The 25,027-nt window shown below is 72.7% G+C and carries 16 protein-coding genes; 10 read left to right on the top strand and 6 right to left on the bottom strand.

What is annotated here, in order from left to right; genetic code table 11:
- The 5 genes from ACGF5T_RS23410 to ccrA form a co-directional block, all read left to right on the top strand.
- On the top strand, positions 1-1,576 hold a 1,576-nt coding region (locus ACGF5T_RS23410; protein WP_366769419.1), incomplete at its 5' end, for a thioesterase domain-containing protein.
- Positions 1,576-2,286, top strand: coding sequence for a class I SAM-dependent methyltransferase (locus ACGF5T_RS23405; RefSeq protein ID WP_356612921.1), 711 nt, complete (start codon positions 1,576-1,578; stop codon positions 2,284-2,286). The genes ACGF5T_RS23410 and ACGF5T_RS23405, both read left to right, overlap by 1 nt.
- Before the next feature lie 142 nt (positions 2,287-2,428).
- Positions 2,429-3,703, top strand: coding sequence for a P450-derived glycosyltransferase activator (locus ACGF5T_RS23400; protein WP_366769420.1), 1,275 nt, complete (start codon positions 2,429-2,431; stop codon positions 3,701-3,703).
- Positions 3,704-3,742: 39 nt separating this feature from the next.
- On the top strand, positions 3,743-5,008 hold the full coding sequence (locus tag ACGF5T_RS23395) for an activator-dependent family glycosyltransferase (protein ID WP_356612924.1): 1,266 nt from the start codon (positions 3,743-3,745) through the stop codon (positions 5,006-5,008).
- Positions 5,009-5,034: 26 nt separating this feature from the next.
- Complete coding sequence (gene ccrA / locus ACGF5T_RS23390) at positions 5,035-6,384, top strand: crotonyl-CoA carboxylase/reductase (RefSeq protein WP_366769421.1); 1,350 nt, start codon at positions 5,035-5,037, stop codon at positions 6,382-6,384.
- A 125-nt stretch (positions 6,385-6,509) separates the two neighbouring features.
- Here the strand turns inward: ccrA and ACGF5T_RS23385 are convergent, their stop codons facing one another.
- Entirely contained in the window at positions 6,510-7,175 is a 666-nt protein-coding gene (locus ACGF5T_RS23385) for a class I SAM-dependent methyltransferase (RefSeq protein WP_356612802.1), read from the bottom strand.
- A gap of 5 nt (positions 7,176-7,180) precedes the next feature.
- On the bottom strand, positions 7,181-8,425 hold the full coding sequence (locus ACGF5T_RS23380; protein WP_366769114.1) for an acyltransferase: 1,245 nt from the start codon (positions 8,423-8,425) through the stop codon (positions 7,181-7,183).
- Between the two features lie 328 nt (positions 8,426-8,753).
- Here ACGF5T_RS23380 and erm point away from each other — a divergent pair, with 328 nt between their 5' ends.
- On the top strand, positions 8,754-9,602 hold the full coding sequence (gene erm, locus ACGF5T_RS23375) for a 23S ribosomal RNA methyltransferase Erm (RefSeq protein WP_366769115.1): 849 nt from the start codon (positions 8,754-8,756) through the stop codon (positions 9,600-9,602).
- 67 nt (positions 9,603-9,669) lie between these two features.
- On the opposite strand, the gene ACGF5T_RS23370 is transcribed toward erm, so the two are convergent.
- The 4 genes from ACGF5T_RS23370 to ACGF5T_RS23355 are packed head-to-tail and all read right to left on the bottom strand — an operon-like array spanning position 9,670 to position 18,927.
- Positions 9,670-10,521 carry an ABC transporter permease gene (locus tag ACGF5T_RS23370; RefSeq protein WP_356612798.1) on the bottom strand — a complete coding sequence of 284 codons (852 nt, stop codon included), beginning with the start codon at positions 10,519-10,521 and terminating at the stop codon, positions 9,670-9,672.
- Positions 10,522-10,536: 15 nt separating this feature from the next.
- Positions 10,537-11,475, bottom strand: coding sequence for an ATP-binding cassette domain-containing protein (locus tag ACGF5T_RS23365; RefSeq protein WP_361019618.1), 939 nt, complete (start codon positions 11,473-11,475; stop codon positions 10,537-10,539).
- A gap of 11 nt (positions 11,476-11,486) precedes the next feature.
- On the bottom strand, positions 11,487-11,714 hold the full coding sequence (locus tag ACGF5T_RS23360) for an MbtH family protein (protein ID WP_356612796.1): 228 nt from the start codon (positions 11,712-11,714) through the stop codon (positions 11,487-11,489).
- Positions 11,715-11,727: 13 nt separating this feature from the next.
- Positions 11,728-18,927, bottom strand: a complete 7,200-nt coding sequence (locus ACGF5T_RS23355; RefSeq protein WP_366769116.1) for an amino acid adenylation domain-containing protein — start codon at positions 18,925-18,927, stop codon at positions 11,728-11,730.
- Between the two features lie 344 nt (positions 18,928-19,271).
- Here ACGF5T_RS23355 and ACGF5T_RS23350 point away from each other — a divergent pair, with 344 nt between their 5' ends.
- The 4 genes from ACGF5T_RS23350 to ACGF5T_RS23335 all read left to right on the top strand — a co-directional run bounded on the left by ACGF5T_RS23350 (position 19,272) and on the right by ACGF5T_RS23335 (position 25,020).
- Complete coding sequence (locus ACGF5T_RS23350; RefSeq protein ID WP_366769117.1) at positions 19,272-21,050, top strand: fatty acyl-AMP ligase; 1,779 nt, start codon at positions 19,272-19,274, stop codon at positions 21,048-21,050.
- A 98-nt stretch (positions 21,051-21,148) separates the two neighbouring features.
- Positions 21,149-22,897, top strand: a complete 1,749-nt coding sequence (locus ACGF5T_RS23345; RefSeq protein WP_366769118.1) for an acyl-CoA dehydrogenase — start codon at positions 21,149-21,151, stop codon at positions 22,895-22,897.
- Positions 22,894-24,732 (top strand): acyl-CoA dehydrogenase, encoded by a 1,839-nt coding sequence (locus tag ACGF5T_RS23340; RefSeq protein WP_366769120.1) that lies wholly within the window; start codon positions 22,894-22,896, stop codon positions 24,730-24,732. The genes ACGF5T_RS23345 and ACGF5T_RS23340 overlap by 4 nt, the downstream gene beginning before the upstream one ends.
- A 3-nt stretch (positions 24,733-24,735) precedes the next feature.
- Positions 24,736-25,020: an acyl carrier protein gene (locus ACGF5T_RS23335; RefSeq protein ID WP_356612788.1), complete on the top strand. Its 285-nt coding sequence runs from the start codon at positions 24,736-24,738 to the stop codon at positions 25,018-25,020.
- Positions 25,021-25,027: the final 7 nt, after the last annotated feature.

The raw sequence follows: 25,027 nt of genomic DNA, 5'->3' as shown, positions 1-25,027 counted from the left end.
GCAGTCGGTGTATGCGGCGGCCAATGCGCATCTGGATGCGTTGGCGGAGCGGCGTCGTGCGCGGGGGCGGGTCGCGACGTCCGTGGCCTGGGGCCCGTGGGACGGCGACGGCATGGGGGAGATGGCCCCCGAGGGCTACTTCGCCCGCCACGGCGTGGTCCCGCTCCGTCCCGAGACGGCGCTCATCGCCCTGCGGCAGGCCATCGACAGCGGGGAAGCCACGGTGACCGTGGCGGACATCGACTGGGAACGGTTCGCCTCCGCCTTCACCGCCTTCCGCCCCAGCCCTCTGATCGCCGGCATCCCGGCCGCCCGCACGGAGACCACCGCCCGCACGGAGACCACCGCCCGCACGGAGACCAGCGCCCGTCGGCCCGCCGAGGAGACCCCCGCCGCCCCCGGCCTGCTGCGGGCGCGGCCCGAGGACCGGCCGCGGCTGGCCCTGGACCTGGTGCTCCGCCACGTCACCGCGGTCCTCGGCCATCCCGACGAGGACCGGGTCGACGCCCGGGCCCCCTTCCGGGACCTCGGCTTCGACTCGCTCGCCGCGGTTCGGCTGCGCCGGCGGCTCGCCGAGGACACCGGGCTCGACCTGCCCGGCACCCTCGTCTTCGACCACGAGGACCCCACCGCGCTGGCCCACCATCTGGCCGGCCTCGCCGCCACGGCGGCCACCGGCCCGCAGGAGGGCCCGGCCCGGGCCGAGAGCGGGCTGTTCGCCTCCTTCCGCACCGCCGTCGCACAGCACAGGTCGGCCGAGGTCGTGGAGCTGATGGCCGACCTGGCGGCGTTCCGGCCCGCCTACTCCCGACAGGACCCCGGCTCCGGCCGTCCCGCGCCGGTCACCGTCGCGACCGGGCCGGCGACGCGGCCCACGCTGTACTGCTGCGCCGGCACCGCGGTCGGCTCCGGCCCCGCCGAGTACGTCCCGTTCGCCGAAGGGCTGCGCGGCCTCAGGGAGACGGTCGTCCTGCCCCTGTCCGGCTTCGGCGGCCCCGCGGAACCGATGCCCGTTTCCCTCGACGCGCTGCTCGACGTCCACGCCGACGTCGTCCTGGAGCACGCCGCCGGCAAGCCCTTCGCCCTCGCCGGCCACTCCGCCGGCGCGAACATCGCCCACGCCCTGGCCGCCCGGCTGGAGGAACGCGGCACCGGCCCCGTCGCCCTCGTCCTGATGGACGTCTACCGCCCCGAGGACCCCGGTGCGATGGGCGAGTGGCGCGACGACCTGCTGGGCTGGGCCCTCGAACGCAGCACCGTGCCCCTGGAGGACCACCGGCTCACCGCCATGGCCGGCTATCAGCGGCTGGTGCTCGACACCCGGCTCACCGCCCCCGCGGCCCCCGTCCTGCTGGCCCGGGCGTCCGAACCCCTGCGCGCGTGGCCGCCCGCCGGCGGAGCGCGGGGCGACTGGCGCTCCCGGGTGCCGTTCGCGCGGACCGTCGCCGACGTGCCGGGCAACCACTTCACCATGCTCACCGAACACGCGCGGCACACCGCGTCCGTGGTGCACGAGTGGCTGGACAGCCTCCCGCACCAGGCCGGGCCCGCCCCGCTCACCGGAGGGGAACACTGATGTACGCCGACGACATCGCGGCCGTCTACGACCTGGTCCACGAGGGGAAGGGAAAGGACTACCGGCAGGAGGCCGAGGAGATCGCCGCCCTCGTGCGCGCCCACCACCCGGACGCCCGGACCCTGCTCGACGTGGCCTGCGGCACCGGCCGGCACCTGCACCACCTCGACGGCCTCTTCGACCACGTCGAGGGCCTGGAGCTCTCCCCCGACATGCTGGCCCTCGCGACGGGCCACAACCCCGGCATCACGTTCCACGAGGGAGACATGCGCTCGTTCTCCCTGGGCCGCCGGTTCTCCGCGGTGACCTGCATGTTCAGCTCCATAGGGCACCTGCGGACCACCGACGAACTCGACAGCGCGCTGCGGTCCTTCACCGACCACCTCGAAGCGTCCGGCGTCATCGTCGTCGAACCCTGGTGGTTCCCCGAGACCTTCACCCCCGGCTACGTCGGGGCCAGCATCACCGAGGCGGGCGAGCGCACCGTCTGCCGGGTCTCGCACTCGGTGCGGGAGGGGAACGCCACCCGCATCGAGGTGCACTACCTCCTCGCCGGGCCCGGCGGCATCCGTCACCTCACCGAGGACCACACCATCACGCTGTTCCGGCGTGCCGACTACGAGGCGGCCTTCGAGCGCGCCGGCTGCGACGTGGCCTACCAGGAGGGCGGCCCCTCCGGCCGCGGGCTGTTCGTCGGCACCCGCCGCTGACCGGACCCCACCGGCGCGGGGTCTCCCCGCGACCACGCACCACGCACCGGCCCGAGTGCGGGCCGCCGAAACCCATCCGGCACACCTGCCGCCCCGATCGTGCGAGCGCCTCCACCGACCCGAGAAGAAAGGCAGGGCAGCCATGCCCACCCTGGCCACGGAACCGGCCCCCGCGAACACGAACGCGAACACGAGCACGGGCGTGCGCGCGCTCGGCCGCCGGCTTCAGCTGACCCGCGCCGCCCACTGGTGCGCCGGCAACCAGGGCGACCCGTACGCGCTGATCCTGCGCGCCGTCGCCGACCCCGAGCCGTTCGAGCGGGAGATACGGGCCGCCGGACCGTGGTTCCACAGCGCCCAACTGGATGCCTGGGTGACCGCGGACCCCGAGGTCGCGGCGGCCGTCCTGGCCGACCCGCGCTTCGGCACCCTGGACCGGGCGGGCCGCCGCCCCGACGCGGAACTGCTGCCCCTCGCCGAGGCGTTCCCCCTCCCCGAGCGCGCGGAGCTGGTCCGCCTGCGGGCGCTGGCCGACCCGGTGCTCAGCCGGTGCGCCCCGGCCCAGGCGTCCTGCGCGGCCCGCACCACCGCCCGCAGACTGCTCGGCCGCCGGCTGCCCGCCGGTGACGCGGGTGACGCCGGTTTCGACCTCGTCACCGACGTCGCCCGGCCGTACGCCGTGGAGCTGATGCTCAGGCTCCTCGGAGTGCCGGGCCGCGACCGCGACACCGCCGCCCGGGCGCTCGCCGCCTGCGGACCCCAGCTCGACGCCCGGATGGCCCCGCAACTCCTCACCGTCGCGCGGGAGTCCGCCGACGCCGTCCGCACGCTGGCGGAACTGGTCCCCGAACTCGTCGCCGAGAAGTCCCGGTCCGCCGGGACCGCCGGGCCCCGGCCCGACGACGTCCTCGCCCTCCTCCTGCACGACGGCGTCACGCCCCACGACGTCGAGCGCATCGCGCTGCTCCTCGCGGTCGGCACACCCGAACCCGTCGTCACCGCCGTCGCGCACACCGTCCACCGGCTGCTCGGCCGGCCGGGGGAGTGGGAGAGGGCCCGCCGGACGCCGGCCGCGGCGAGCGCCGTCGACCAGGTGCTGCGCGACCGCCCGCCGGCCCGGCTGGAGAGCCGGGTCGCGCACGCCGACCTGGAACTCGGTGGCCGCCGGATCACCGCCGACGAGCACGTCGTGGTGGTGGCCGCCGCCGGACGGGAGGCCCCCGGGCCGGAGCCGCTCGGGGGCCCGGACGGCCCCCAGTCGGCCCTCGCCCTGCCGCTCGTCCGCCTGGCCGCCACCACCGCCGTCCAGGTCACGGCCGGCCGCCTGCCCGGACTGCGGGCCGAGGGCCCGCCCCTGACCCGGCCGCGGTCCCCGGTCCTGGGCGCCTGCGCCCGCTTCCGGGTGCACCCGGGATGACCTCGCCGTCCGTACGCCCCCTCCCAGACCGGAGCCGCTGTGCGCGTCCTGCTGACATCCCTCGCCCACAACACCCACTACTACAGTCTGGTGCCCCTCGCCTGGGCGCTGCGCGCCGCCGGGCACGAGGTGCGGGTGGCCAGCCCGCCCTCGCTCACCGACGTCATCACCTCCACCGGCCTGACCGCCGTGCCGGTGGGCGACGACCTGCCCGCCGCGGAGCTGCTCGCCGAGATGGGCAGCGACCTCGTCCCCTACCAGCGGGGCTTCGAGTTCGGTGAGGTGGAGAGCGAGGAGGAGACCAGCTGGGAGTACCTGCTCGGCCAGCAGAGCATGATGGCCGCCCTGTGCTTCGCCCCGTTCAACGGCGCCGCCACGATGGACGAGATCGTCGACTTCGCCCGCGGCTGGCGCCCCGACCTCGTCGTGTGGGAACCCTGGACCTACGCGGGCCCGGTCGCGGCCCGTGCCTGCGGTGCCGCCCATGCCCGCATCCTGTGGGGCCCCGACGCCATCGGACGCTCCCGCCTGCGCTTCCTCGCCGCGCTCGACGGGACACCGCCGGAGCTGCGCGAGGACCCCATCGCCGAATGGCTCGGCTGGACCCTCGACCGGTACGGGTACGCCTTCGACGAACGCGACGTGCTCGGCCACTGGGTGATCGACCCGGGCCCCCGCAGCACCCGTCTCGACCTGGGGCAGACCACGGTGCCCATGTGCTACGTGCCCTACAACGGGCGCTCCGTGATCGAACCCTGGCTCGCCCGCAAGCCCGACCGCCCCCGCGTCTGCCTGACCCTCGGCGTCTCCGCCCGCGAGACCTACGGCCGGGACGCGGTCTCCTACTCCGAACTGCTGGAGGCGCTCGGCCGGCTGGACATCGAGGTGGTGGCCACCCTCGACACCTCCCAGCTCGACCGCCTGGGCACCCTCCCCGAGAACGTCGTGCCGGTGGACTTCGTACCGCTCGACGCGCTGCTGCCGAGCTGCGCCGCGATCATCCACCACGGCGGAGCGGGCACCTGGTCCACCGCCCTGCGCCACGGAGTGCCGCAGATCCTGCTGCCGTCCCTGTGGGACGCGCCGCTCAAGGCGCAGCAACTCCAGCGTCTGTCCGCCGGGTTCGACCTGCCCGCCGCGACGCTCACCGCGCGCGGCCTGGCCGACGCGGTGCACACGGCCGTGCACGACCCCGCGATCAGGGCGGGCGCGCGGCGGCTGAGCGAGGAGATGCTCGCCGACCCCACGCCCGCCGGGATCGTCCCCACCCTGGAGCGCCTCACGGCCCTGCACCGGGCCGCCTGACGACACGAGCGAACGGAGACCTTCCCATGCCCGAGAGCCAGGCGCAGAGCGCGCTGCTCGCCGCGGTCACCGCCGCGGACCGCACCCCCGAGGACATCGCGGCGCTGCCGCTGCCCGAGTCCTTCCGGGCCGTGACCGTCCGCAAAGAGGACACCGACATGTTCCGCGGCATGCCGAGCGCGGACAAGGACCCGCGCAAGTCCCTGCACGTCGACGAGGTGCCGCTGCCCGAAGTGGGGCCCGGAGAGGCGCTGGTCGCGGTGATGGCCGGCTCCGTCAACTACAACACCGTATGGTCGTCCATCTTCGAGCCCCTCCCGACGTTCGGCTTCCTGGAGCGCTACGGACGCACCTCGCCGCTGGCCGCGCGCCACGACCTGCCGTACCACATCCTCGGCTCCGACCTCTCCGGCGTGGTGCTGCGCACGGGACCCGGCGTGAACGTCTGGAAACCCGGTGACGAGGTGGTGGCGCACTGCCTGTCGGTGGAGCTGGAGAGCCCCGACGGGCACGACGACACCATGCTCGACCCGGCCCAGCGCATCTGGGGCTTCGAGACCAACTTCGGGGGCCTGGCCGAGGTGGCCCTCGTCAAGTCGAACCAGCTGATGCCGAAGGCGGCCCACCTCACCTGGGAGGAGGCCGCCGCGCCCGGCCTGGTCAACTCCACCGCCTACCGCCAGCTGGTCTCCCGCAACGGTGCCGGGATGAAGCAGGGCGACAACGTGCTGATCTGGGGCGCCAGCGGGGGCCTCGGGTCGTACGCCACCCAGCTGGCCCTCGCCGGCGGGGCGCACCCCGTCTGCGTGGTCTCCAGCGCCCGCAAGGCCGAGGTGTGCCGGGCCATGGGCGCGGAGGCCATCATCGACCGCTCCGCCGAGGACTACCGCTTCTGGAGCGACGAGGACACCCAGGACCCGCGGGAGTGGAAGCGTTTCGGCAAGCGCATCCGCGAGGTCACCGGCGGCGAGGACGTCGACATCGTCTTCGAGCACCCCGGCCGGGAGACCTTCGGGGCGTCCGTCTACGTCACCCGCAGGGGCGGCACCATCGTCACCTGCGCCTCCACCTCGGGCTTCCGCCACGAGTTCGACAACCGCTACCTGTGGATGCACCTCAAGCGCATCGTCGGGACGCACTTCGCCAACTACCGCGAGGCGTGGGAGGCGAACCGGCTCGTCACCAAGGGACGCATCCACCCCACCCTCTCGCGCACCTACCCGCTGGCCGACACGGCGTCGGCCGTGCACGACGTGCACGGCAACCGGCACCAGGGCAAGGTCGGGGTGCTCTGCCTGGCCCCGACGGAAGGGCTGGGCGTGCGCGACGAGGAGATGCGGGCGCGGCACCTCGACGCGATCAACCGGTTCCGCTGACCGCGCGGGCCGGCCCTCCGGGGTCGGCCCCGCACACACGTCCGCCGCCGACCTGCCCGGGCAGGTCGGCGGCGGACGTACGCCCTCCGGTGACGGCACCCCGTGGCGCCGCGCACCGTGCGGGCTCACTCCCGTCGGCGGGCCAGCGTGATGCCGTCGGCGACCGTCAGCAGCGCGATGTCCACGCGTGGGTCGTCGCGCAGCAGCTCGTTGAGTGTGCGCACGGCGACGGTGTCGGGGTCGTCGGCGGCCGGGTCGGCCACCCGGCCGAAGAACAGCGTGTTGTCGACCGCCACGAGCCCGCCGGGGCGTACCAGGGCCAGCGCCTGCTCGTAGTAGTGCGGGTACCCGGTCTTGTCGGCGTCGACGAAGACCAGGTCGAACGAGCCGTCCCCCTCGTGCTCGCGGAGTTCGGCGAGGGTGCGGACGGCGTCGCCGACGCGCAGGTCGATCCGGGAGTCCACCCCGGCCCGACGCCAGTACGGGGCGCCGACGCCGGGCCACCTGTCGCTGATGTCGCAGGTGACGACGGTGCCGTCGGCGGGCAGCGCGCGCGCCATGCACAGCGTGCTGTAGCCGGTGAACGTGCCGATCTCCAGCACGCGCCGGGCACCGACGAGCCGGATCAGCAGGGCGAGGAACTGCGCCTCCTCGGGCATGATCTGCATGGCCCGGCCGCCGGGGAGCCCGGCGGTCACCTCGTGCAGTTCGCGCAGCAGGCCGTCGTCCCGCAGCGCGACGCTCCGGGCGTACTCCAGCAGCGCGGGGCTGAGAGCAGTCTGGTCCGCCACGCTCATCATCCTCTCGGGGTGGGTTCGTTCGACGCGGCCGGCGTCTGCGCGGGCTCGGACCCGGCCGGGACGACGGGCACGCCGGTCGGGTCGGACACGGGGGCGCCGCCCGGAGCCGCGGCTCCGCCGGGCTTCGTCCGGAAGGCGGACCCGCGGCTCCCGAACAGGCGCATACAGGGCTGCTCCACGACGGTGTGCAGCAGCCAGCCGCCCACGATCGCCACCGCCAGCATCGCCAGGGACAGAGCGATCGCGGCCGGGGTGCTCCACTGCCGCTCGTAGCCCAGATCGCCGCCCATCAGCCGGTGCCCGTAGCGGATGATCAGGAAGTGGACCAGGTAGAAGGCGAAGGACCACTGGCCCAGCCGCACCAGCGTCGCCGAGCGCAGCCCGGTGCGGCGGCCGTGCACGTCGGCGTCGGCCAGCGCCGTGATCAGCAGGGCGGCCGGTACGACGGAGCACGCGACGAGGGTGAAGATCGGGGACACCACCTGGGTGAGGCCGTAACTCCCGGCGAGGAGCAGGGTGCAGACCGCCGGGCCGGGGCCCCTCCACATCCCCGCGCGCAGGATCAGCGCCATCACGATGCCGAGGACGAACTCCAGCATTCGCACCGGCGGCAGCCAGTACGCGAACCAGACCTCGTTGAGCGTCATCCCGGGGGCCACCTCCTCGCTGGCGGGCAGCAGGCCCGCCAGGAAGGGCACACACGTCACCGCCGCGGCGAGCCCGGCGGCGCACCACCACAGCCGCCGCGCGGGAATCCTGCGCACCAGCCGGTACCACAGCGGGAACGACAGATAGAAGGCGATCTCGCAGGAGAGCGACCAACTGGGCGTGTTGAAACTGGCGGTGAGGGTCGCGTCGGGCAGCCAGGACTGCACGAGCAGGATGTTGGGCACCAGCCCGTCCCACACGGAACCGCCGGGGAGCACCGGTTCCGACAGGGAGAAGATGATGAGTGCCGCGATGCCGAACGTCGCGAGGTGCAGCGGATAGATCTTCGCGATACGGCGCCGCCAGAAAGTCGGCACGGAGTCCTCGTCGCGGGCCGACCACGTGAGAACGAATCCACTCAGGATGAAGAAGATCGAGACCGCCATGGAACCGAGCGGGGTGATGTGCAGCAGTGCGCTGCCGACCTGCTCGTCGGCGAAGAAGCCCTGCTGGGCGATGTGGCAGGCGAATACCGTCAGCGCCGCGTACCAGCGGAGGCCGGTGAGCGACGACAGATCGACGCGCTGGAGCACTGGATTCTCGCTCCTCTTTTCGGGGTGGGGGACCGGGGCCGGGACGACCGCAGGAAGGGCTGAGCCATCCTGGGGCGCGGTGTGTTCGGCCGACAACCCGCAGATGACACAGTCGGCGGTGATCGGCCCGCGCCGCCCGCGGACCCCGTCGGACCTGACGAAGTCGGCCGGTCATGCTCCCCGTCCGGCCGACGGCGTCGGCAGTCGCCGACGACACTGTGAATGACTCGTGAGCGGCTGTCGGAATCGGACCGGTTGATGGCCGAATTGCAGGGGGTATAGCGGTTGTTGATGGACCGTCGGGTCAAGACTTGGTAATGTCGCCGAGGTGACATTGAAATACCAACTGCCACCGCAATCCGTCTCCGCACCCACTGCCTCGCGCAGTGCCGCGCGGAGAGAATGGGGTCAGAACTTCTTCCGGACAGCCGCGGCGGCCTGCCGTTTCTCCGCTCAGCTGGACGGTTCGGACACCCCGCCGACCGCTTCCCCCGAAGACCTGATGACCGTGGAAATAGGCGCGGGATCAGGTCGGGTGACCAAGGCGCTGGCCGCGCCCGGAACGCCACTCATCGCGGTGGAAATAGACCCCCGCTGGGCTCGGCGACTGGCCGCCGAATCACTGCCGGATGTCACGGTGGTGAACGAGGACTTCCTGACCCTTGACTTACCCGGGCAGCCGGTCAGGATCATCGGGAATCTACCCTTCGTTTCCGGCACCAGAATGCTGAGACGCTGCCTCGAAATGGGTCCCGCACGCATGCGGAAGGGTGTTTTCCTGCTCCAGCGTGAATACGTGGGAAAGCGGACCGGAGCCTGGGGCGGAACCCTGTTCAACGCCCAGTGGGAGCCCTGGTACGCGTTCGAGCGGGGCCTGGCGTTCTCGCGCCGGGACTTCGCTCCCGTACCGCGCGCGGACACCCAGACGCTCATGGTCGCCCCGCACCGCAGGCCGCCCGTGCCCTGGCGTGAGAGAACCGCCTACCAGCGCTTCGTCCAGCAGCTCTTCGACACCGGCCAGTCGACGGTGGGCGACGCCGCACGGAAGGTGCTGCGCCGCGGACACGCCCGGTTCGTGCGCGGGGCGGGGGTGCGGCCGGCCGACCGGGTCAAGGACCTCACGGTCCCGGAGTGGACCGCACTGTTCCGCGCCTACGGGCGGGCGGCCCACCACTGAGACCGCGCCCGCCTCCCCGGGCGGACCCGGAGAGGCGGACGAGGGACGAGGGACGCGGGCGCCGCGCCTATTCGTTCGGGGGCTTCTTGAAGGAACGCCCCGCGACGTACATCCCCACGGCCATGAGCGCGGTGCCGGTCAGCAGCGCGCCGGGCACGCTCCACCCCGGGTCCCAGTCCAGCGCCAGGCGGCGGGCGCTGTCGACCGCGTACGTCACGGGGTTGAGGTGCGCCACCGAGCGCAGCCACTCGGGAAGGGCGTCCAGCGGAACGAACGCACTGGAGGCGAACATCAGCGGGAACATCACCAGCACCGCGAGGCTGGACATCACCTCCACACTGCGCAGCCACGCCGCGAGGGCGATGAACCCCCAGATCAACGACCAGATGACGAACAGGGTGAGGAGCAGGGCGGCGGACGTGCCCCACACGCCGCCCGCCGGACGGAAGTCCAGCAGGACCACACCGACGGCCACGAGGACGACCAACTCGGTGAACACGCGCACCAGATCGGCCAGCGAACGGGCGACCAGCACCAGGAAGAGCCGGGCCGGCAGGACGCGGAAGCGCGCCACCATCCCGTTGTCCATGTCCCTGACCAGGCCCACCCCCGCGCCCTGAGCCGAGCCGATACCGGTGGTGACCAGCAGCGCGGGCACCACGTAGTCGATGTAGCGCACACCCTGCGGGAAGTCGGCCGGGTCCGCCATGCTGCCGAAGATCTCGCTCAGCAGCAACAGCATGATCACCGGCTGCATCAGACTGAACAGCGCCAGCCTGCGGTCGCCGTACATGGAACGGATCTGCCGCGCGGTCAGGACCCACAGCTGGGTGCCGAGGCCGGCACCGCGCCACACGGGACCGGCCGGGGTACCGGTGTCGACCGCCACCTCCTGCACGGCGCGCTCCTGGATGGCCAACGGAACTCCTGGGGATCAGGCCGCGTCGGCGGCAGGTGAGGAATGGGTGAGCGCCAGGTAGACGTCGTCCAGGGACGGCTCCTTGACGGTCAGCTCGACGGCCTGCGTGCCGACCGTGTCCAGGGCGCGGATGACGCCCGCGATATCGGCCGAGGTGTCCACGGGCGTGCTCAGCGCGTGCTCCCCGGCGTCGGACCGCGGGCGGAATCCGGCGGCGGTCAGCGCGGCGGCGGCGGCCGTCAGGTCGGCGGCGGGCGGCAGGACCACCCGCACCGACCGGTGGCCCAGGTCCGCCTTGAGACGGTGGGTGGTGTCCGAGGCCACGACCCGGCCCTTCGACAGGACGGTGATCCAGTCGGCCAACCGGTCCGCCTCGTCCAGGTACTGGGTGGTCAGCAGGACCGTCGTACCGTCCGCCACCAGCTTCTCGACCGTCTCCCACAGGGCGATCCGGGTCGCCGGGTCCAGCCCGGTCGTCGGCTCGTCGAGGAAGAGCACGTCCGGCCGGCCGACCAGGCTGGCGGCGAGGTCGAGCCGCCGGCGCATTCCGCCCGAGTAGGTGCGGGAGGGCTGGTGGGCCGCCCCGGTCAGCTCGAACAGCTCCAGCAGCTCGGTGGCCCGGGCCGCCGCGTCACGGCGCCCCGCACCGAGCAGCCGGCCGATCAGGACGAGATTGCGGAATCCGCTCAGATACTCGTCCACCGACGCGAACTGACCGGTCACACCGATGCGCGCGCGGATCTCCGCGCCCTGCGTCGCGACGTCGAAACCGGCGACGGTCACCGTGCCCGCGGACGCCGGAGAGACCGTGGACAGGATGTTCACCAAGGTCGTCTTGCCGGCCCCGTTGTGACCCAGCAGCCCGAGCACCCGGCCCCGCTCGACCTCGATGTCCACGCCGTTGAGGGCGTGGACGTCACCGAAGCTCTTGCGGACGCCGACCGCCCTGATCATGGCGTCGTCGCTCAAGGGGCGTCCTGCCCGGCCGCCGCCATCGCCTCGACGAGGCTCTTGGGACGCATGTCGGTCCAGTTCTCGTTGATGTAGTCCAGGCACGACTGACGGTCCGTCTCCGACACGACGACGGACCAGCCCGCCGGGACCTCCGCGAACGACGGCCACAGCGAGTGCTGCCCCTCGTCGTTGACCAGCACGACGTAGGTGGCTTCCGTGTCCTCGAACGGGTTGCTCATGGTGTTTCCTTCCTCATCGGGATGCGCGAGGTGCGCGGGGTGCGCCGGATGCGCGGGGTGTGTCGTCCGCGGGCAGCCGACCGGCGAGCACGTCGGAGATCGCCGTGACCGCGGCCGGTTCGATCAAGAGGTCCTCGTGGAGGTGGTCGATCACCCGCTCGGTGATCCCCCCGGTGACGTACGGACGCCAGGCGGCCACGTCGTGGACCGGGTCGTCCTCGGCGAACGAGGTCCCGGAGGAGAAGAAGAGCACGTCCCCGTCGAACACCTCGGGCCGCAGGTTCCTCGTCAGGCGCGAGCTGTTCACGTAGACGCGGACCGCCGCGCCGATGTCGCCGCCCGGCAGATGCCCCAGGGGGTGCCCCTTCGCCCGCAGATCCGCGAGCAGGGCCTCCTCCTGGTCGGGACCGACCCGGTCCACGTCGAAGCCCAGCTCCTCACCGATCCGCGCCACCATCTCCGCCGCGTCCCAGTCGGCCCGCGTCGAGGCGGGCGGATAGGCGTCGACGATCGCGAGCAGGTCGACGCGCTGCCCCGCCGCCTGGAGGCGGGTGGCGACCCGGTGCGCGAGCAGCCCGCCCATGGACCAGCCGAGCAGCCGGTACGGACCCTCCGGCTGGACCTCGCGGATCTGCGCGCAGTAGTCGTCGATCATCGCGTCGAGCGTCTCGGCGGGCGCTTCCTGCCCGAGCAGCCCGCGCGCCTGCACCGCGTAGACCGGCAGCGCGCTCGGCAGCTGGGCGGCGAGCCGGCCGTAGCACCAGCCGAGGCCCAGGGCCGGGTGCAGGCAGAACACGGGGGCCCGGCCGTCGCCGCCCGCCCGCAGCGGAAGCATCGACGCGAAGGAACTCTTGCTGCCCTCCGCGTCCAGGTGCCGGAGCAGACCGGAGACCGTCGGGGCCTGGAAGAGGTCCCGGATCGACACCCGCAGACCGAGCGCCTTGCGGATGCCCGCGATCAGCTGGGTGGCCAGCAGGGAGTGACCGCCGAGCGCGAAGAAGCTCTCCTCGGTACCGACCCGTTCCAGGCCCAGCGCCTGGGCGAACAGCTCGCACAGGACCTGCTCCTGCGGCGTCACGGCCGCGCCGCTGCCGTCGCCGCCGCGGCTCGGGGCGGGGAGTGCCGCGCGGTCCAGTTTGCCGTTCGGGGTGAGCGGCAGGGCCTCGACGAGGACCACCGTCGGGACCATGTACTCGGGCAGCGCCGCGGCGACCCGGTGGTGCAGCTCCGCCGCGGTCGGCCGGGGCTCCGCGGCCGGGACGACGTAGGCCACGAGCCTCTTGTCGCCCGGGACGTCCTCCCGGACCACCACCACCGCCTGTGACACACCGGGGGCCCGGGCGACGACCGTCTCGACCTCGGCCGGCTCCACCCGGAAGCCGCGGATCTTGACCTGGTCGTCGGACCGGCCGACGAACTCCAGCAGGCCCTCACGGTTCCACCGGACCAGGTCGCCCGTGCGGTACATCCGGGTGCCGGGGGCGCCGAACGGGTCCGCGACGAAGCGCTCGGCGGTCGGGCCGGGCCGGCTCGCGTACCCCCGGGCCAGGCCGGCCCCCGCGATGTACAGCTCCCCGGTGACCCCGGGCGGCACCGGATGCAGCCAGGAGTCCAGGACGTGGACCCGGGTGTTGTCCAGCGGGCGCCCCAGCGGCAGGCCGTCGGCCGCCCGGTACGGCGCCCGGACGGCGTGACCGGTGGCGCACAGGGTGATCTCGGTGGGGCCGTACAGATGACGCACCGCGGTACGGGGGTTGGCCTCCAGGACCCGCTCCACGGCGCCCGCGGAGACCACGTCACCGCCGGTCAGCACCTCGCGGACCAGGCCGAAGCCGTCCGTCAGGTCCTCCGCCATCGCACGGAACAGGCCGGCGGTCAGGTGCAGGTGGGTGATGCCCCGCTCCCGGACCAGACGGTCCAGGACCAGCGCGTCCAGGTCGCCCGCCTCGGCGACCACCACGAGGGCTCCGCGCAGCAGCGGCACCCAGATCTCGTACACGGAGATGTCGAAGGCGTGCGGTGCGTGCATCAGCACCCGGTCGCCCTCGCCGACGTCCCATCCGCGGTCCAGGGCCAGGTCCGCGACGTCCCGGTGGGTGACGGCCACCCCCTTGGGGGTCCCCGTCGAACCGGACGTGTACATCACGTAGGCGAGCCGGTCCGGCTCCACCGTGCGGGGCAGCACCGCGACCGGGTCGGCGCCGGGCCGGTCGTCGCAGACGAGGAGCGCCGTGCCGGCCGCCCGCTGCTCGTCCACCAGTTCGTGCCCGGCCAGGGCGCGATCGGTGACGAGCACGGGGGCACCGGCCTCGGCGAGGACCGTGCGCATCCGTGCCGTCGGGTAGCCGGTGTGGAGGGGCACGTAGGTGCCGCCCGCCCGCACCACGGCGAGGAGCACCGCGAGGAGGTCCGCGGAGCGTTCCAGCAGCAGCGCGACCGGCGTCTCGGCCCGCACGCCCAGGTCCACCAGCCGTCGGGCCAGCCGGTCGGCCCGGGCGTCCAGCTCGGCGTACGTCCACCGCACCTCGCCGCACTCCACGGCCGGGGCGTCCGGGGTCCGCGCCGCCTGCGCGGCGAACAGCTCCGGCAGGGACAGCGCCGGTACCGCGGTCGCGGTCGCGTTCCAGTCCTCGACGACGCGCTGCCGCTCGACCGCCGACAGGATCTCGAACTCGCCGACCCTGCGGTCCGGGGCGGCGACCGCGGCGGCCAGCAGCCGCACCAGCTTGTCCGCGAGGCCGGTGACCGTCTCCCGGTCGAAGAGGTCCAGGCTGTACTCGATGCGCCCGCTGATGCCGGCCGGTCCGCCGTCGGGGGAGCTGAGTTCGGCCAGCCCGAAGTTCAGGTCGAACTTCGCCGTGCCCGCGTCGACGGGCTGACCGTCGGCCGCCAGTCCCGGCAGGTCCAGGGCGACCGCGGTGGTGTTCCAGCTGAGTGCGGTCTGGAACAGCGGGTGGCGGGCCAGCGCCCGTTCGGGGTTGAGGACCTCGACGAGCCGCTCGAAGGGCACGTCCTGGTGGGCGAAGGCCTCCAGGTCCGTACGGCGCACCCGGTCCAGGAGGTCACGGAAGCTCGGGTTGCCCGAGACGTCGGTGCGTAGCACCAGGGTGTTGACGAAGAACCCGACCAGGTCCTCCACCGCGGAGTCGGTGCGACCGGCGACCGGGGTGCCCAGGGGGATGTCGGTGCCGGCGCCCATCCTGGACAGCAGTGCGGCGAGGGCCGCCTGGACCACCATGAAGACGGTCACGCTCCGTTCGGCGGCCAGGGCCTGCGCGGCGGCGTGCAGGTCGGCGGGGATGTCCAGTTCGACGGTGCCGCCGCGGAACGTCGGCAGGGCGGGCCGGGAGCGGTCCGCGGGCAGCTCCAGCTCCTCCGGCAGACCGGCCAGCGTGCGCTGCCAGAAGCCCAGTTGGCGGGAGACGGCCGAGTCGGGGTCGTCGGCGGAGCCCAGCACCTCGTGCTGCCACAGCGCGTAGTCCGGATACTGCAGGGTGAGCGGCTCCCAGTCGGGCGCGTGGCCCCGGAGCCGTGCCTGGTAGGCGGTGGCCAGGTCGCGGGCGAGCGGCCCCATCGACCAGCCGTCGCCCGCGATGTGGTGCACCAGCACCAGCAGGACGTGCTCCGTCGGCGAGAGTTCGAACGACCAGACCCGCAGCGGTGTCTCGGCGGTGAGGTCGAAGGCGTACCGGCTCGCCTCCGTGACCCGCTCGGCCAGCTCGGCACCGGACACCCGGACCCTGACCAGCTCCGGCCGGACCTCCGCTTCGTCCAGCACGACCTGGTGCGGGCCCTCCGCGTCCTCCAGGAACACGGTGCGCAGGCTCTCGTGTCGCGCCGTCACGTCGTGCAGGGCCGACGCGAGAGCCTCGTGGTCGAGCCCGCCACGCAGCCGGACCGCCGTCGAGATGTTGTAGAGGTACGAGGACCGCTCCATCGTCTGCAGGAACCACAGGCGGCGTTGGGCGTGCGAGAGGGGGATGCGGTCGGGTCGGGGCCGGGCGGTGAGGGCGGTCCGGGCTCCGGGGGTGACGGCCAGCTCGCGGGCGAGTCCGCTGACGGTGGGGTGGTCGAACAGGTCCTTCACCGAGAGTTCGGCGTGGAGCGTGGTGCGGACGCGGGAGACGAGGCGGGTGGCGAGCAGCGAGTGTCCGCCGAGGTCGAAGAAGCTGTCGTCGATGCCGACGCGCTCCAGGCCGAGGATGTCGGCGAAGAGGTGGCAGAGGACTTCTTCGTGGGGGGTGCGGGGTGCGCGGGCGGTGGTGGGTGTGGTGTCGCGGTCGGGGTCGGGCAGGGCCTTGCGGTCGAGTTTGCCGTTCGCGGTGAGCGGGATGGCGTCGAGCGGGACGAACGCTGCGGGGATCATGTAGGCGGGCAGGGTCTGGGTGAGGTGGGTGCGCAACTCGTCGGCGGGGACTGTGTCCCCTGTGGTGTAGGCGATGAGGCGGTCGTCGCGGACGATGACGGCTGCCTGGGCGACGGCGGGGTGCTGGGCCAGGCAGGTCTGGATCTCGCCGAGTTCGATACGGAAACCACGGACCTTGACCTGGTCGTCGGCCCGTCCCAGGTACTCCAGTTCCCCGTCCGCGTGGCGGCGGGCCAGGTCACCCGTGCGGTACATACGAGTGCCCGGAGCGCCGTAGGGGTCGGCGACGAACCGCTCGGCGGTGAGCGCGGGCCGGTTGAGGTAGCCGCGGGCCAGACCGGCACCTGCGACATACATTTCACCGCTCACACCGGCGGGTACCGGTTGCAGGGCGTTGTCCAGGACGTACAGACGCAGGTCCGGGATGGGTTCACCGATCAGGGACGCTGCCTGTCCGGCGACTGTGTCCGCGTCCAGGGCGCGGTGGGTGACGTGCACGGTCGTCTCGGTGATGCCGTACATGTTGACCAGGCGCGGTCCGCCCGCCGACTCCGGGTGGCGTGCGTACCAGGCGGTCAGGCGTCCCAGGTCCAGGGCCTCACCACCGAAGACCACATGGCGCAGGGCCAGTCCGTCACCCAGGCCCGGGCTCTCCTGGTCGGCCTGCATCAGCTGGTAGAACGCCGACGGCGTCTGGTTGACGACCGTCACGCCCTCTTCAGCGAGCAGGGCCAGGAAGTCGGCAGGGCTGCGGGACACCGTGAACGGCACGACCACGAGCCGGCCGCCGTACAGGAGCGGGCCCCACAGCTCCCACACGGAGAAGTCGAAGGCGTAGGAGTGGAACAGTGTCCACACGTCATCAGACCCGAAGCTGAACCAGCTCTCGGTCTGGGTGAACAGGCGCACCACCTGCCCGTGCGAGACGACCACACCCTTGGGCCGGCCCGTCGAGCCCGACGTGTAGATCACATATGCCGGATGCTCCGCCCGCACCACCACACCCGACAACGCGGCACCCGAACGACCCGCAAGATCGGCGACCGTCGCCGGATCATCCAACAGGACGGTGGGAACATCCTGTGCGGCAGGCAGGGCCTCACGCGTCGTCACCAGCAGCGCCGGGGCCGCATCACCGAGGACGTAGGCGATCCGCTCGGCCGGATACGACGGGTCCACCGGCACATAGCCGGCGCCCGCCTTCACCACCGCCAGCAACGCCACCACCAGGTCCACCGACCGCTCCAGCGCCACCGCGACCAGCCGCTCGGCACCCGCACCCCGCTCGACCAGCAACCGCGCCAAACGATTCGCCCGAGCGTCCAACTCCCCGTAAGAAAGCGACACACCGTCACACGAGACGGCCACCGCGCCCGGCGACAACGCCACCTGCCGCGCGAACCACGACACCAACGTCACCCCCGCATCAACCGGGACCACGGAGGCGCCAGCAGCAGGCGCGGCCACAAGCTCAGCCCGCTCCCCCGGCAGCAACACCTCCACCCGCCCCACCGGCAGCGAAGGCTCACCCACCACAGCCTCCAACACCCGCACGAAGCGCCGCAGCAGCTCCTCGGCGGCCGCCGTGTCGTAGACGTCGGGCCGGTGGTCGAGGCGGAAGCGCATCGTGGCGCCCGGAAGGGCGACCAGGGTCAGGGGGTAGTGCGAGCGGTCGCTGGTGCTCTGGCCGACGACCTGGACCGTGTCCGCGGGCGCGGCCGCCGTCCCCGCCGCCGGGGCCTGTGAGGGGGACGCGGAGGACGCCGAGCGCCCCACGTCGTGGGGGTAGTTCTCGAAGACGACCATGGTGTCGAACAGTTCCGGGAGACCCGCCGCCTGCTGGATCTCCGTGAGGCCGAGATGCTGGTGGGGCAGGAGGTCGAGCTGTGTCCGGTGGAGGCGCTGGAGCAGCTGTCCGACCGGCTCCGCGGGGCGCGTCCGCACCCGTAGGGGGACCGTGTTGATGAACAGCCCGACCATGCTCTCGATGCCGGGGATCTCCGGCGGCCGGCCGGAGACGGTGACGCCGAAGACGACGTCGTCGCTGCCGAGGACCCTGGACAGGAGCAGGGACCACGCGCCCTGGACGAGGGTGCTGACGGTGAGCCCCAGCTCGCGCGCCCTGGCGGTGAGCTGTTCCGTCTGCTGCCGCGTCAGCTCGACGGTGACGCGCTCCGCCACGGTGTCGTCGGACCTGGTCCGACCGGCAGCCACCAGTGAGGGCTCGTCGAGGTCCGAGAGGGCGTCGGCCCAGGCGGTGCGCGCGGTGTCCCGGTCCTGCCGGGCCAGCCAGCCCAGGAAGGCGCGGTACGGGGTGACGGGCGGCAGGGCGCGGGCGTCACCGCCGTCGGCGTAGAGCGCGAAGAGCTCGTGCAGGGCCACCGACAGCGACCAGCCGTCCAGCAGCAGGTGATGGAACGTCAGCGAGAAGCGGTGGCGCCGGTCGGCGAGCCGCAGCAGGGTGAACCGCACCAGCGGGGGAGCGGACAGGTCGAAACGCTTCTCGCGGTCCGCGCGCAGGAGTTCCTCGGCCCGGGCGTGGCGCGCGGCGTCGTCCGGAAGGCCGGTGAGGTCCGCCTCGTGCCACGGGGTCTCCACCGACCGGGGCACGATCTGCACGGGCGTGGTGAGACCCTCGTGGCGGAAGCCGACGCGCAGGCTCGTGTGCCGGGCCAGCAGGGCGCCGACGGCCGAGCGGAGTGCGGTGCCGTCGACCGGGCCGGCAATGTCGAGGACGTGCTGGGAGACGTAAACGTCCTGGGCTTCAGGATTGTAGAGGCCATGGAAAAGCAGGCCTTCCTGGAGCGGGGTCAGCGGAAGGATGTCCTCGAGACCGGCCTGCTTCACTCCCGCACCTCTCGTTGTTTATGTGCAATGCCCTGGACGACTGGGCACGAGTATTGAACATGAGCCCATCAGGCCTGTCACTGGATTAAGGGGAGGCTGAATATCTCCGTCCGTCCCGGTGCGGGGCTAGTGGTCGTCCGGCCGTCGAGGGACCGGCCTGACGGCCGGGAACAGGCGGAATGTCGACGCCGAGTGACGTCGCGGCTACCTACGGTGGAGATTTCTGGGCCGGTCGCGGGCCGACCCTCTGTTGACTCGATTCCGATGCGATGACTATGTTCCCGCTGCAGATGGAATGTTGTCGTGAGCCGCGCACCGTGTGCCGCGCTTTGGGGGAATGGTCAATGTCCATTGCAGTTGCGGAACTTCCCAGTGTCGTCGCGGCTTTTCGCGGAAATGCCGCGTCCCGGCCGGGCGAGGCTGCGGTGACTTTCGTGCGCGATCTTTCTGCGGAAAAGGTCGACGAGACATTGACCTACGCGGCACTCGACGCGGAGGCCCGGAGCATCGCCGTACGGCTGGCCGCACACCTCGCGCCCGGCGACCGCGCCCTCCTGCTGTACCCGGAGGGACTGCACTTCGCGGCCGCCTTCCTGGGCTGCCTGTTCGCCGGGGTGGTCGCCGTGCCGGCCCCGCTGCCCGGGCAGTACCGTCACCAGCGCGAGCGCGTCACCTCCATCGCACGCAACGCGGGCGTCGGCGCCGTCCTGACGAACTCCGCCGTCCACGCGGACGTGCGCGAGTGGGCCGAGGCCCAGACCGACGTCGCCACCGGCCCCGTACTGGTGACGGACGAGGCCGACCCGGCCGGTCCCGTCGACCCGGACGCCTGGGCCGAACCCGCGCTGGACCACGCCACGCTGGCGTTGCTCCAGTACACCTCGGGCTCCACGGGCGACCCCAAGGGCGTGATGATCAGCCACGGCAACCTGCTGCACAACGTGGACAGTCTCCGCCGCACCTTCCAACTGGACGGCTCGACCCGCTTCGGCTCCTGGATCCCGCACTACCACGACATGGGGCTGATGGGCATTCTCCTGCCCCCGCTCGTGCTGGGCGGGTCCTGCACGCTGATGGCCCCCACCACCTTCCTGAAGCGGCCGCACTGGTGGCTGCGCATGGTGGACGTCTACGACCTCGACTGGTCCGCGGGACCGAATTTCGCCTACGAGCGGTGCGCCCGCACGGTCACCGACGAGCAGCTCGAAGGCGTCGACCTCTCCCGCTGGCGGTTCGCCCCCAACGGGTCGGAGCCCGTGCAGGCGGCGACGCTGACGGCCTTCGCCGAGCGGTTCGCGTCGGCCGGTTTCCGCGCCGAGGCGCTCACCCCCTGCTACGGCATGGCGGAGGCCACCGTGTTCATCTCGGGCGAGGGCGCCCGCAAGCCGGTCGTCCGGTCGGTCGACGCCGAGGAGCTGACCCGGCACCGGTTCGTGCCGTCCGAGGCTGCGTCGGGCACCAAGCCCGTGGTGAGCTGCGGCACCGCGCACGACTACGAGGTGTGCGTCGTCGACCCGCGGACCCGCGAGGTGCTGCCGCAGGGCAGCGTCGGTGAGTTGTGGCTGAAGGGCGAGAGCGTCGCCCAGGGCTACTGGGAACGGCCGGAGGCCACCCGGGAGACCTTCCGCGCCGAGACCGCCGACGGACGCTCCGGGTACCTGCGGACGGGGGACCTGGGGCTGGTGCACGAGGGCGAGATCCATGTCACCGGACGGATCAAGGAGACGCTGATCGTCCGCGGCCGGAACCTCTACCCGCAGGACATCGAGCACGAACTGCGGGCGCAGCACGACGACTTGCAGGGCCTGTTCGGGGCCGTCTTCGCCGTGCCCGGCGTCACCGGTACGAGCGAGGACATCGTCGTCACCCATGAGGTGCCGGGCCGGCTGGGCGAGGACGTCCTCGCCAAGCTCGCCGCGGACATGAGGCAGACGGTGGCCCGTGAGTTCGGCACGGGCGTGCGGGCCGTGGTCCTGCTGCGGCGGGGCGGAGTGCGCCGCACCACCAGCGGCAAGATCCAGCGGGCCGCGATGCGCGAGCTGTTCACGGGCGGTGAGCTGCGGCCGCTGTTCGTCGACGGCGGCCCCCGCGACACCGGACGCACGCCGACGCGACAGAGGTGAGCCCGCACCCCCGCAGCGCTCCCGCGCAGCCGTACGGAACGCCGTACGGCCGTGCGGTCGGCAGGCGTGAGGAGCGGCCAGAGGAAGGATTCCGCACAGTGCACCGGTCCGCCGTAGCGGCCCTGGACTCCCTGCTGGGGCTCCCGGGCGACGAGCACGCGTCGTTCCACCCCGCGGCGCTGGCCGAACTGGACCGCCAGGAGGCGTTCCCGGACGCCGCCTGCCGGGTCCTGGACGACTTCGGTCTGAGCGCGCACTACGTGCCGGACGCGGCGGGCGGCCGACTGACCGACTACACCGAGCTGATGTCGCTGCTGCGCACCGTCGCCCGGCACGACCTGACCGTCGCGGTCGGCCACGGCAAGACGTTCCTCGGCGCCGCCTCGGTGTGGGTGGCCGGGGATGACGAACAGGCCCGCGAGCTTGGCGGGTTGGTGTCCTCGGGAGCGGTCGCCTCCTGGGGCCTCACGGAGCGCGACCACGGCAGTGACCTGCTCGCGGGGCAGGTCACGGCGGTCCGGACCGCGCGCGGCTGGACCCTGAACGGCGAGAAATGGCTGATCAACAACGCCACCCGGGGCCGGCTCGTGTGCGTGCTCGCCCGCACGCGGCCGGAGGGCGGCCCCCGCGGCTTCAGCCTGTTCCTGGTGGACAAGCAGCGTCTCGCGGACGACGCGTACACCTGCCTGCCCCGCGTGCCCACCCACGGCATCCGCGGCGCCGACATCAGCGGCATCGCCTTCCACGACGCCGAGGTCCCGGAGGGGGCGCTCGTCGGGGAGGCGGGCGGCGGTGTGGAGACGGTGCTCAAGGCGCTGCAACTCACCCGGACCACCTGCGCGGCCCTGTCCCTCGGAGCGGCCGACACCGCGCTGCGGCTGGTGACCGACTACGCGCGCGGCCGCCGGCTGTACGGCCGCACCCTGAGCGACCTGCCCCGGATCCGGCGCATCGTCGGCGAGATCACCGCCGCCGCCCTCCTGGCCGAGGCCACCGGCATCATGGCGAGCCGCAGCGTCCACACGCTCACCGGAGAGATGAGCGTGACCTCGGCGGTCGCCAAGGCACTCGTCCCCGAACTCGTGCACCACGTCCTCGACCGGGGAGCGGAACTTCTCGGCGTCCGCAGCTTCCTCACCGAGACGTACGCCGACGGGGTCTTCGCCAAGCTGGAGCGCGACCACCGGGTGGTGGCCATCTTCGACGGCAACACGGCCGTCAACCGCAACGCCCTGATCGACCAGTTCCCGCTGCTCGTGGCCGGCTACCGGCGCGGACGCGTCGACGGCGCCGGCGTGGAGGCCGCGGCCCGTCCCGGCACCCCGCCCCCGGCCTTCGACCGCCGACGGCTCGCGCTGATCTCCCAGCGTGGGTGCAGCGTGGTGCAGAGCCTGCCCGACACCGTCGCGCGGGTCCGGGCCCGCGCCGAGGCCGGCCTCCTCCCCGCGGCCGTGGCCGGGCTAGCCGAACGGATCGGGGCCGAGGCCGACGCCCTGCACCAGGAACTCGGCGCCCAACGACGGACCGCACGGGACGTCCCCCCGTCCGCCTTCGTCCTCGCCGAACGCTACGAGCTGTGCTACGCGGCGGCGGCCTGCATGCTCCTGTGGCTCCACCACGACGAGGCGCTCGCGCAGGCGCAGGGCGGCTCCGGCGAGCCGCCGGCCGTGTGGCACGACGGTCTGTGGCTGCGGGCCTGCCTGAGCACCGTCCTGAGCCGCCTGGGCCACACCCTCGATGCGGCGGACGCCGAGGTCTACGACCGCCTCGCCGAGCACACGCTCGACACCGCGCCCCCCACCCTCGCCTCCGCGTTCGGGCCGGTGGCAGTCAGGAGTCACGCATGACCAGCCCGGCCACCCCGACCGCCACCCCCACGACGGCCAGCACCACGACCGCCGCGACCACCACCACCACGACCACGACCGCAGCCACCGCGACCGCGACCGCCGCCCTCGCGTCCCCGCACCGCGCCGACGCGCTGGAGCAGCACCTCGGTGACCCACGGGACCCCGGCAACCCGCTCGGCTTCCGGCAGATCCTCGCCGCCGACGAACGGGCCGAGATGTTCGCCGCCGGCGAGCGGGCCCTGGACGAGTACGGCCTCAACGCCGAGTTCGTACCCCCCGAGTACGGGGGCCGCCTGACCCGTCTCGACGACCTCATCGAGATCATGCGGTCCGTCTACCGGCGCGACCCCTGCCTCGGACTGGGCTACGGGGTCAGCTCCTTCATCGCCGCCGTCAACATCTGGACCGCGGGCAGCGAGGAACAGCGCAGGCATGTCGCCGGACTCCTCCTGGACAACCGGAAGGTCTCCGTCGCCTACCACGAACTGGCCCACGGCAACGACATGGCCGGGACCGAGTTCGAGGCCCTGCCCGGACCCGACGGACGTCTCGTCCTGAACGGACGCAAGGAGGTGGTGACCAACCTCCAGCGCTCCGACGCCGTCGTCATGTTCGCCCGCACCGACCGCCGCCCGGGCAGCCGCAGCCACTCCCAGATACTCGTCGACAAGGCCGGCCTCCCCGAGGACCGGATGGCCTACCTGCCCCGGTTCCCGAGCGTCGGCATGCGGGGCGTCCAGCTCGGCGGCATCGAGTTCCACGACTGCCCGCTGCCCGCCGACAGCATCGTCGGACGACCCGGGCAGGGCCTGGAGACGGCGCTGAAGGCCTTCCAGATCACCCGCACCACGCTGGTCGCGATGTTCAACGGCATGCTCGACACCGGACTGCGTACCACCGTGCGCCACCTCAGCGCACGCACACTGTACGGACGCCCCGCCATCGACCTGCCCGAAGTGCGCTCCGTACTCGCCACCGCCCACGCCGACCTGCTGCTCTGCGACGCCTTCGCCACCGTCGGCGCCCGCGCGCTGCACCTCGTGCCCGCGGAGACCGGCATCTACGCCCAGGCGGTCAAGTACTTCATCTCCAAGATCCTCATGGACGCCATGCACCGGCTGTCCACCCTGCTCGGCGCGCACTTCTACATCCGCGAGGGCGAGCACGCCATCTTCCAGAAGCTGCTCCGCGACATCCAGCCGGCCGGCTTCGGGCACGCCGCACGCGCCGCCTGCCAGATGTCCCTGCTGCCGCAACTCCCGCTGCTCGCCCGCCGCTCCTGGTCGCAGGGCCAAGCCGCACCCGAGGAGCTGTTCCGCCTCGACGCCGAGCTGCCGCCGCTCCCCTTCGACCGGCTGGCCGTCACCGCCGCGGGCCGCGAACGGCTCTCCTCCTCCCTGGCCGCCGGCCTGGAGGCGGAGCCCGCGCTGCTGCTGGAACACCCGGTGATCCGCCGCGTGGGCCGGCACCTGACGGACGACCTGCGCGACCTCACCGCCGCCTGCGCCCACCTGCCCGCCGCGGAACTGTCCGTGGCGGCCGGCTCGGCCTCGTACGACCTCACCCACCGCTACGTGAACGTGCTGGCCGCCGCCGCCTGCGTCGGACTGTGGCGGGCCAACCAGAACCACCCGGACCCCTTCCTCCGCGATCCCGCCTGGCTCGCCGCGACGCTGGCCAGGATCCCGCTGCGCCCCGGACACCCGCCCGAGCGGCTGCCCCAGGACCTCGGACAGCGGCTGTTCGACGAGCTGATCGTCCGCCACGAGGCGAGCACCAGCCTCGGCCTGGTCAGGCGGAGCCTCGCCGACCACAACCCCAAGGAGAACTGACCCATGTCCAGCCCCACCGTCGAGAAGACCGACGCCGCCCCCTCCCCGCTCGAACTCACCGCCTGGCTCACGGAGCGCATAGCCACACACCTGGAGATGCCCGCCGAGGACATCCGCACCGACGAGCCCCTCGGCGCCTACGGCCTCGACTCCATCTACGCCCTCACGGTCGTCGCGGAGATCGAGGACCACCTGGGCGTGACGCTCGAACCCACGGTCATGTGGGACGAGCCGACCGTCGCCGGACTCGTCGACCTCATCCTCGCCGAACTGCCCCTGGCGGCCTGACCGCCGG

Source organism: Streptomyces sp. NPDC047853, assembly GCF_043204535.1.
In the GTDB taxonomy this organism is placed as follows: Bacteria; Actinomycetota; Actinomycetes; order Streptomycetales; family Streptomycetaceae; genus Streptomyces.
This window is presented reverse-complemented; position numbering and strand designations above follow the sequence as displayed.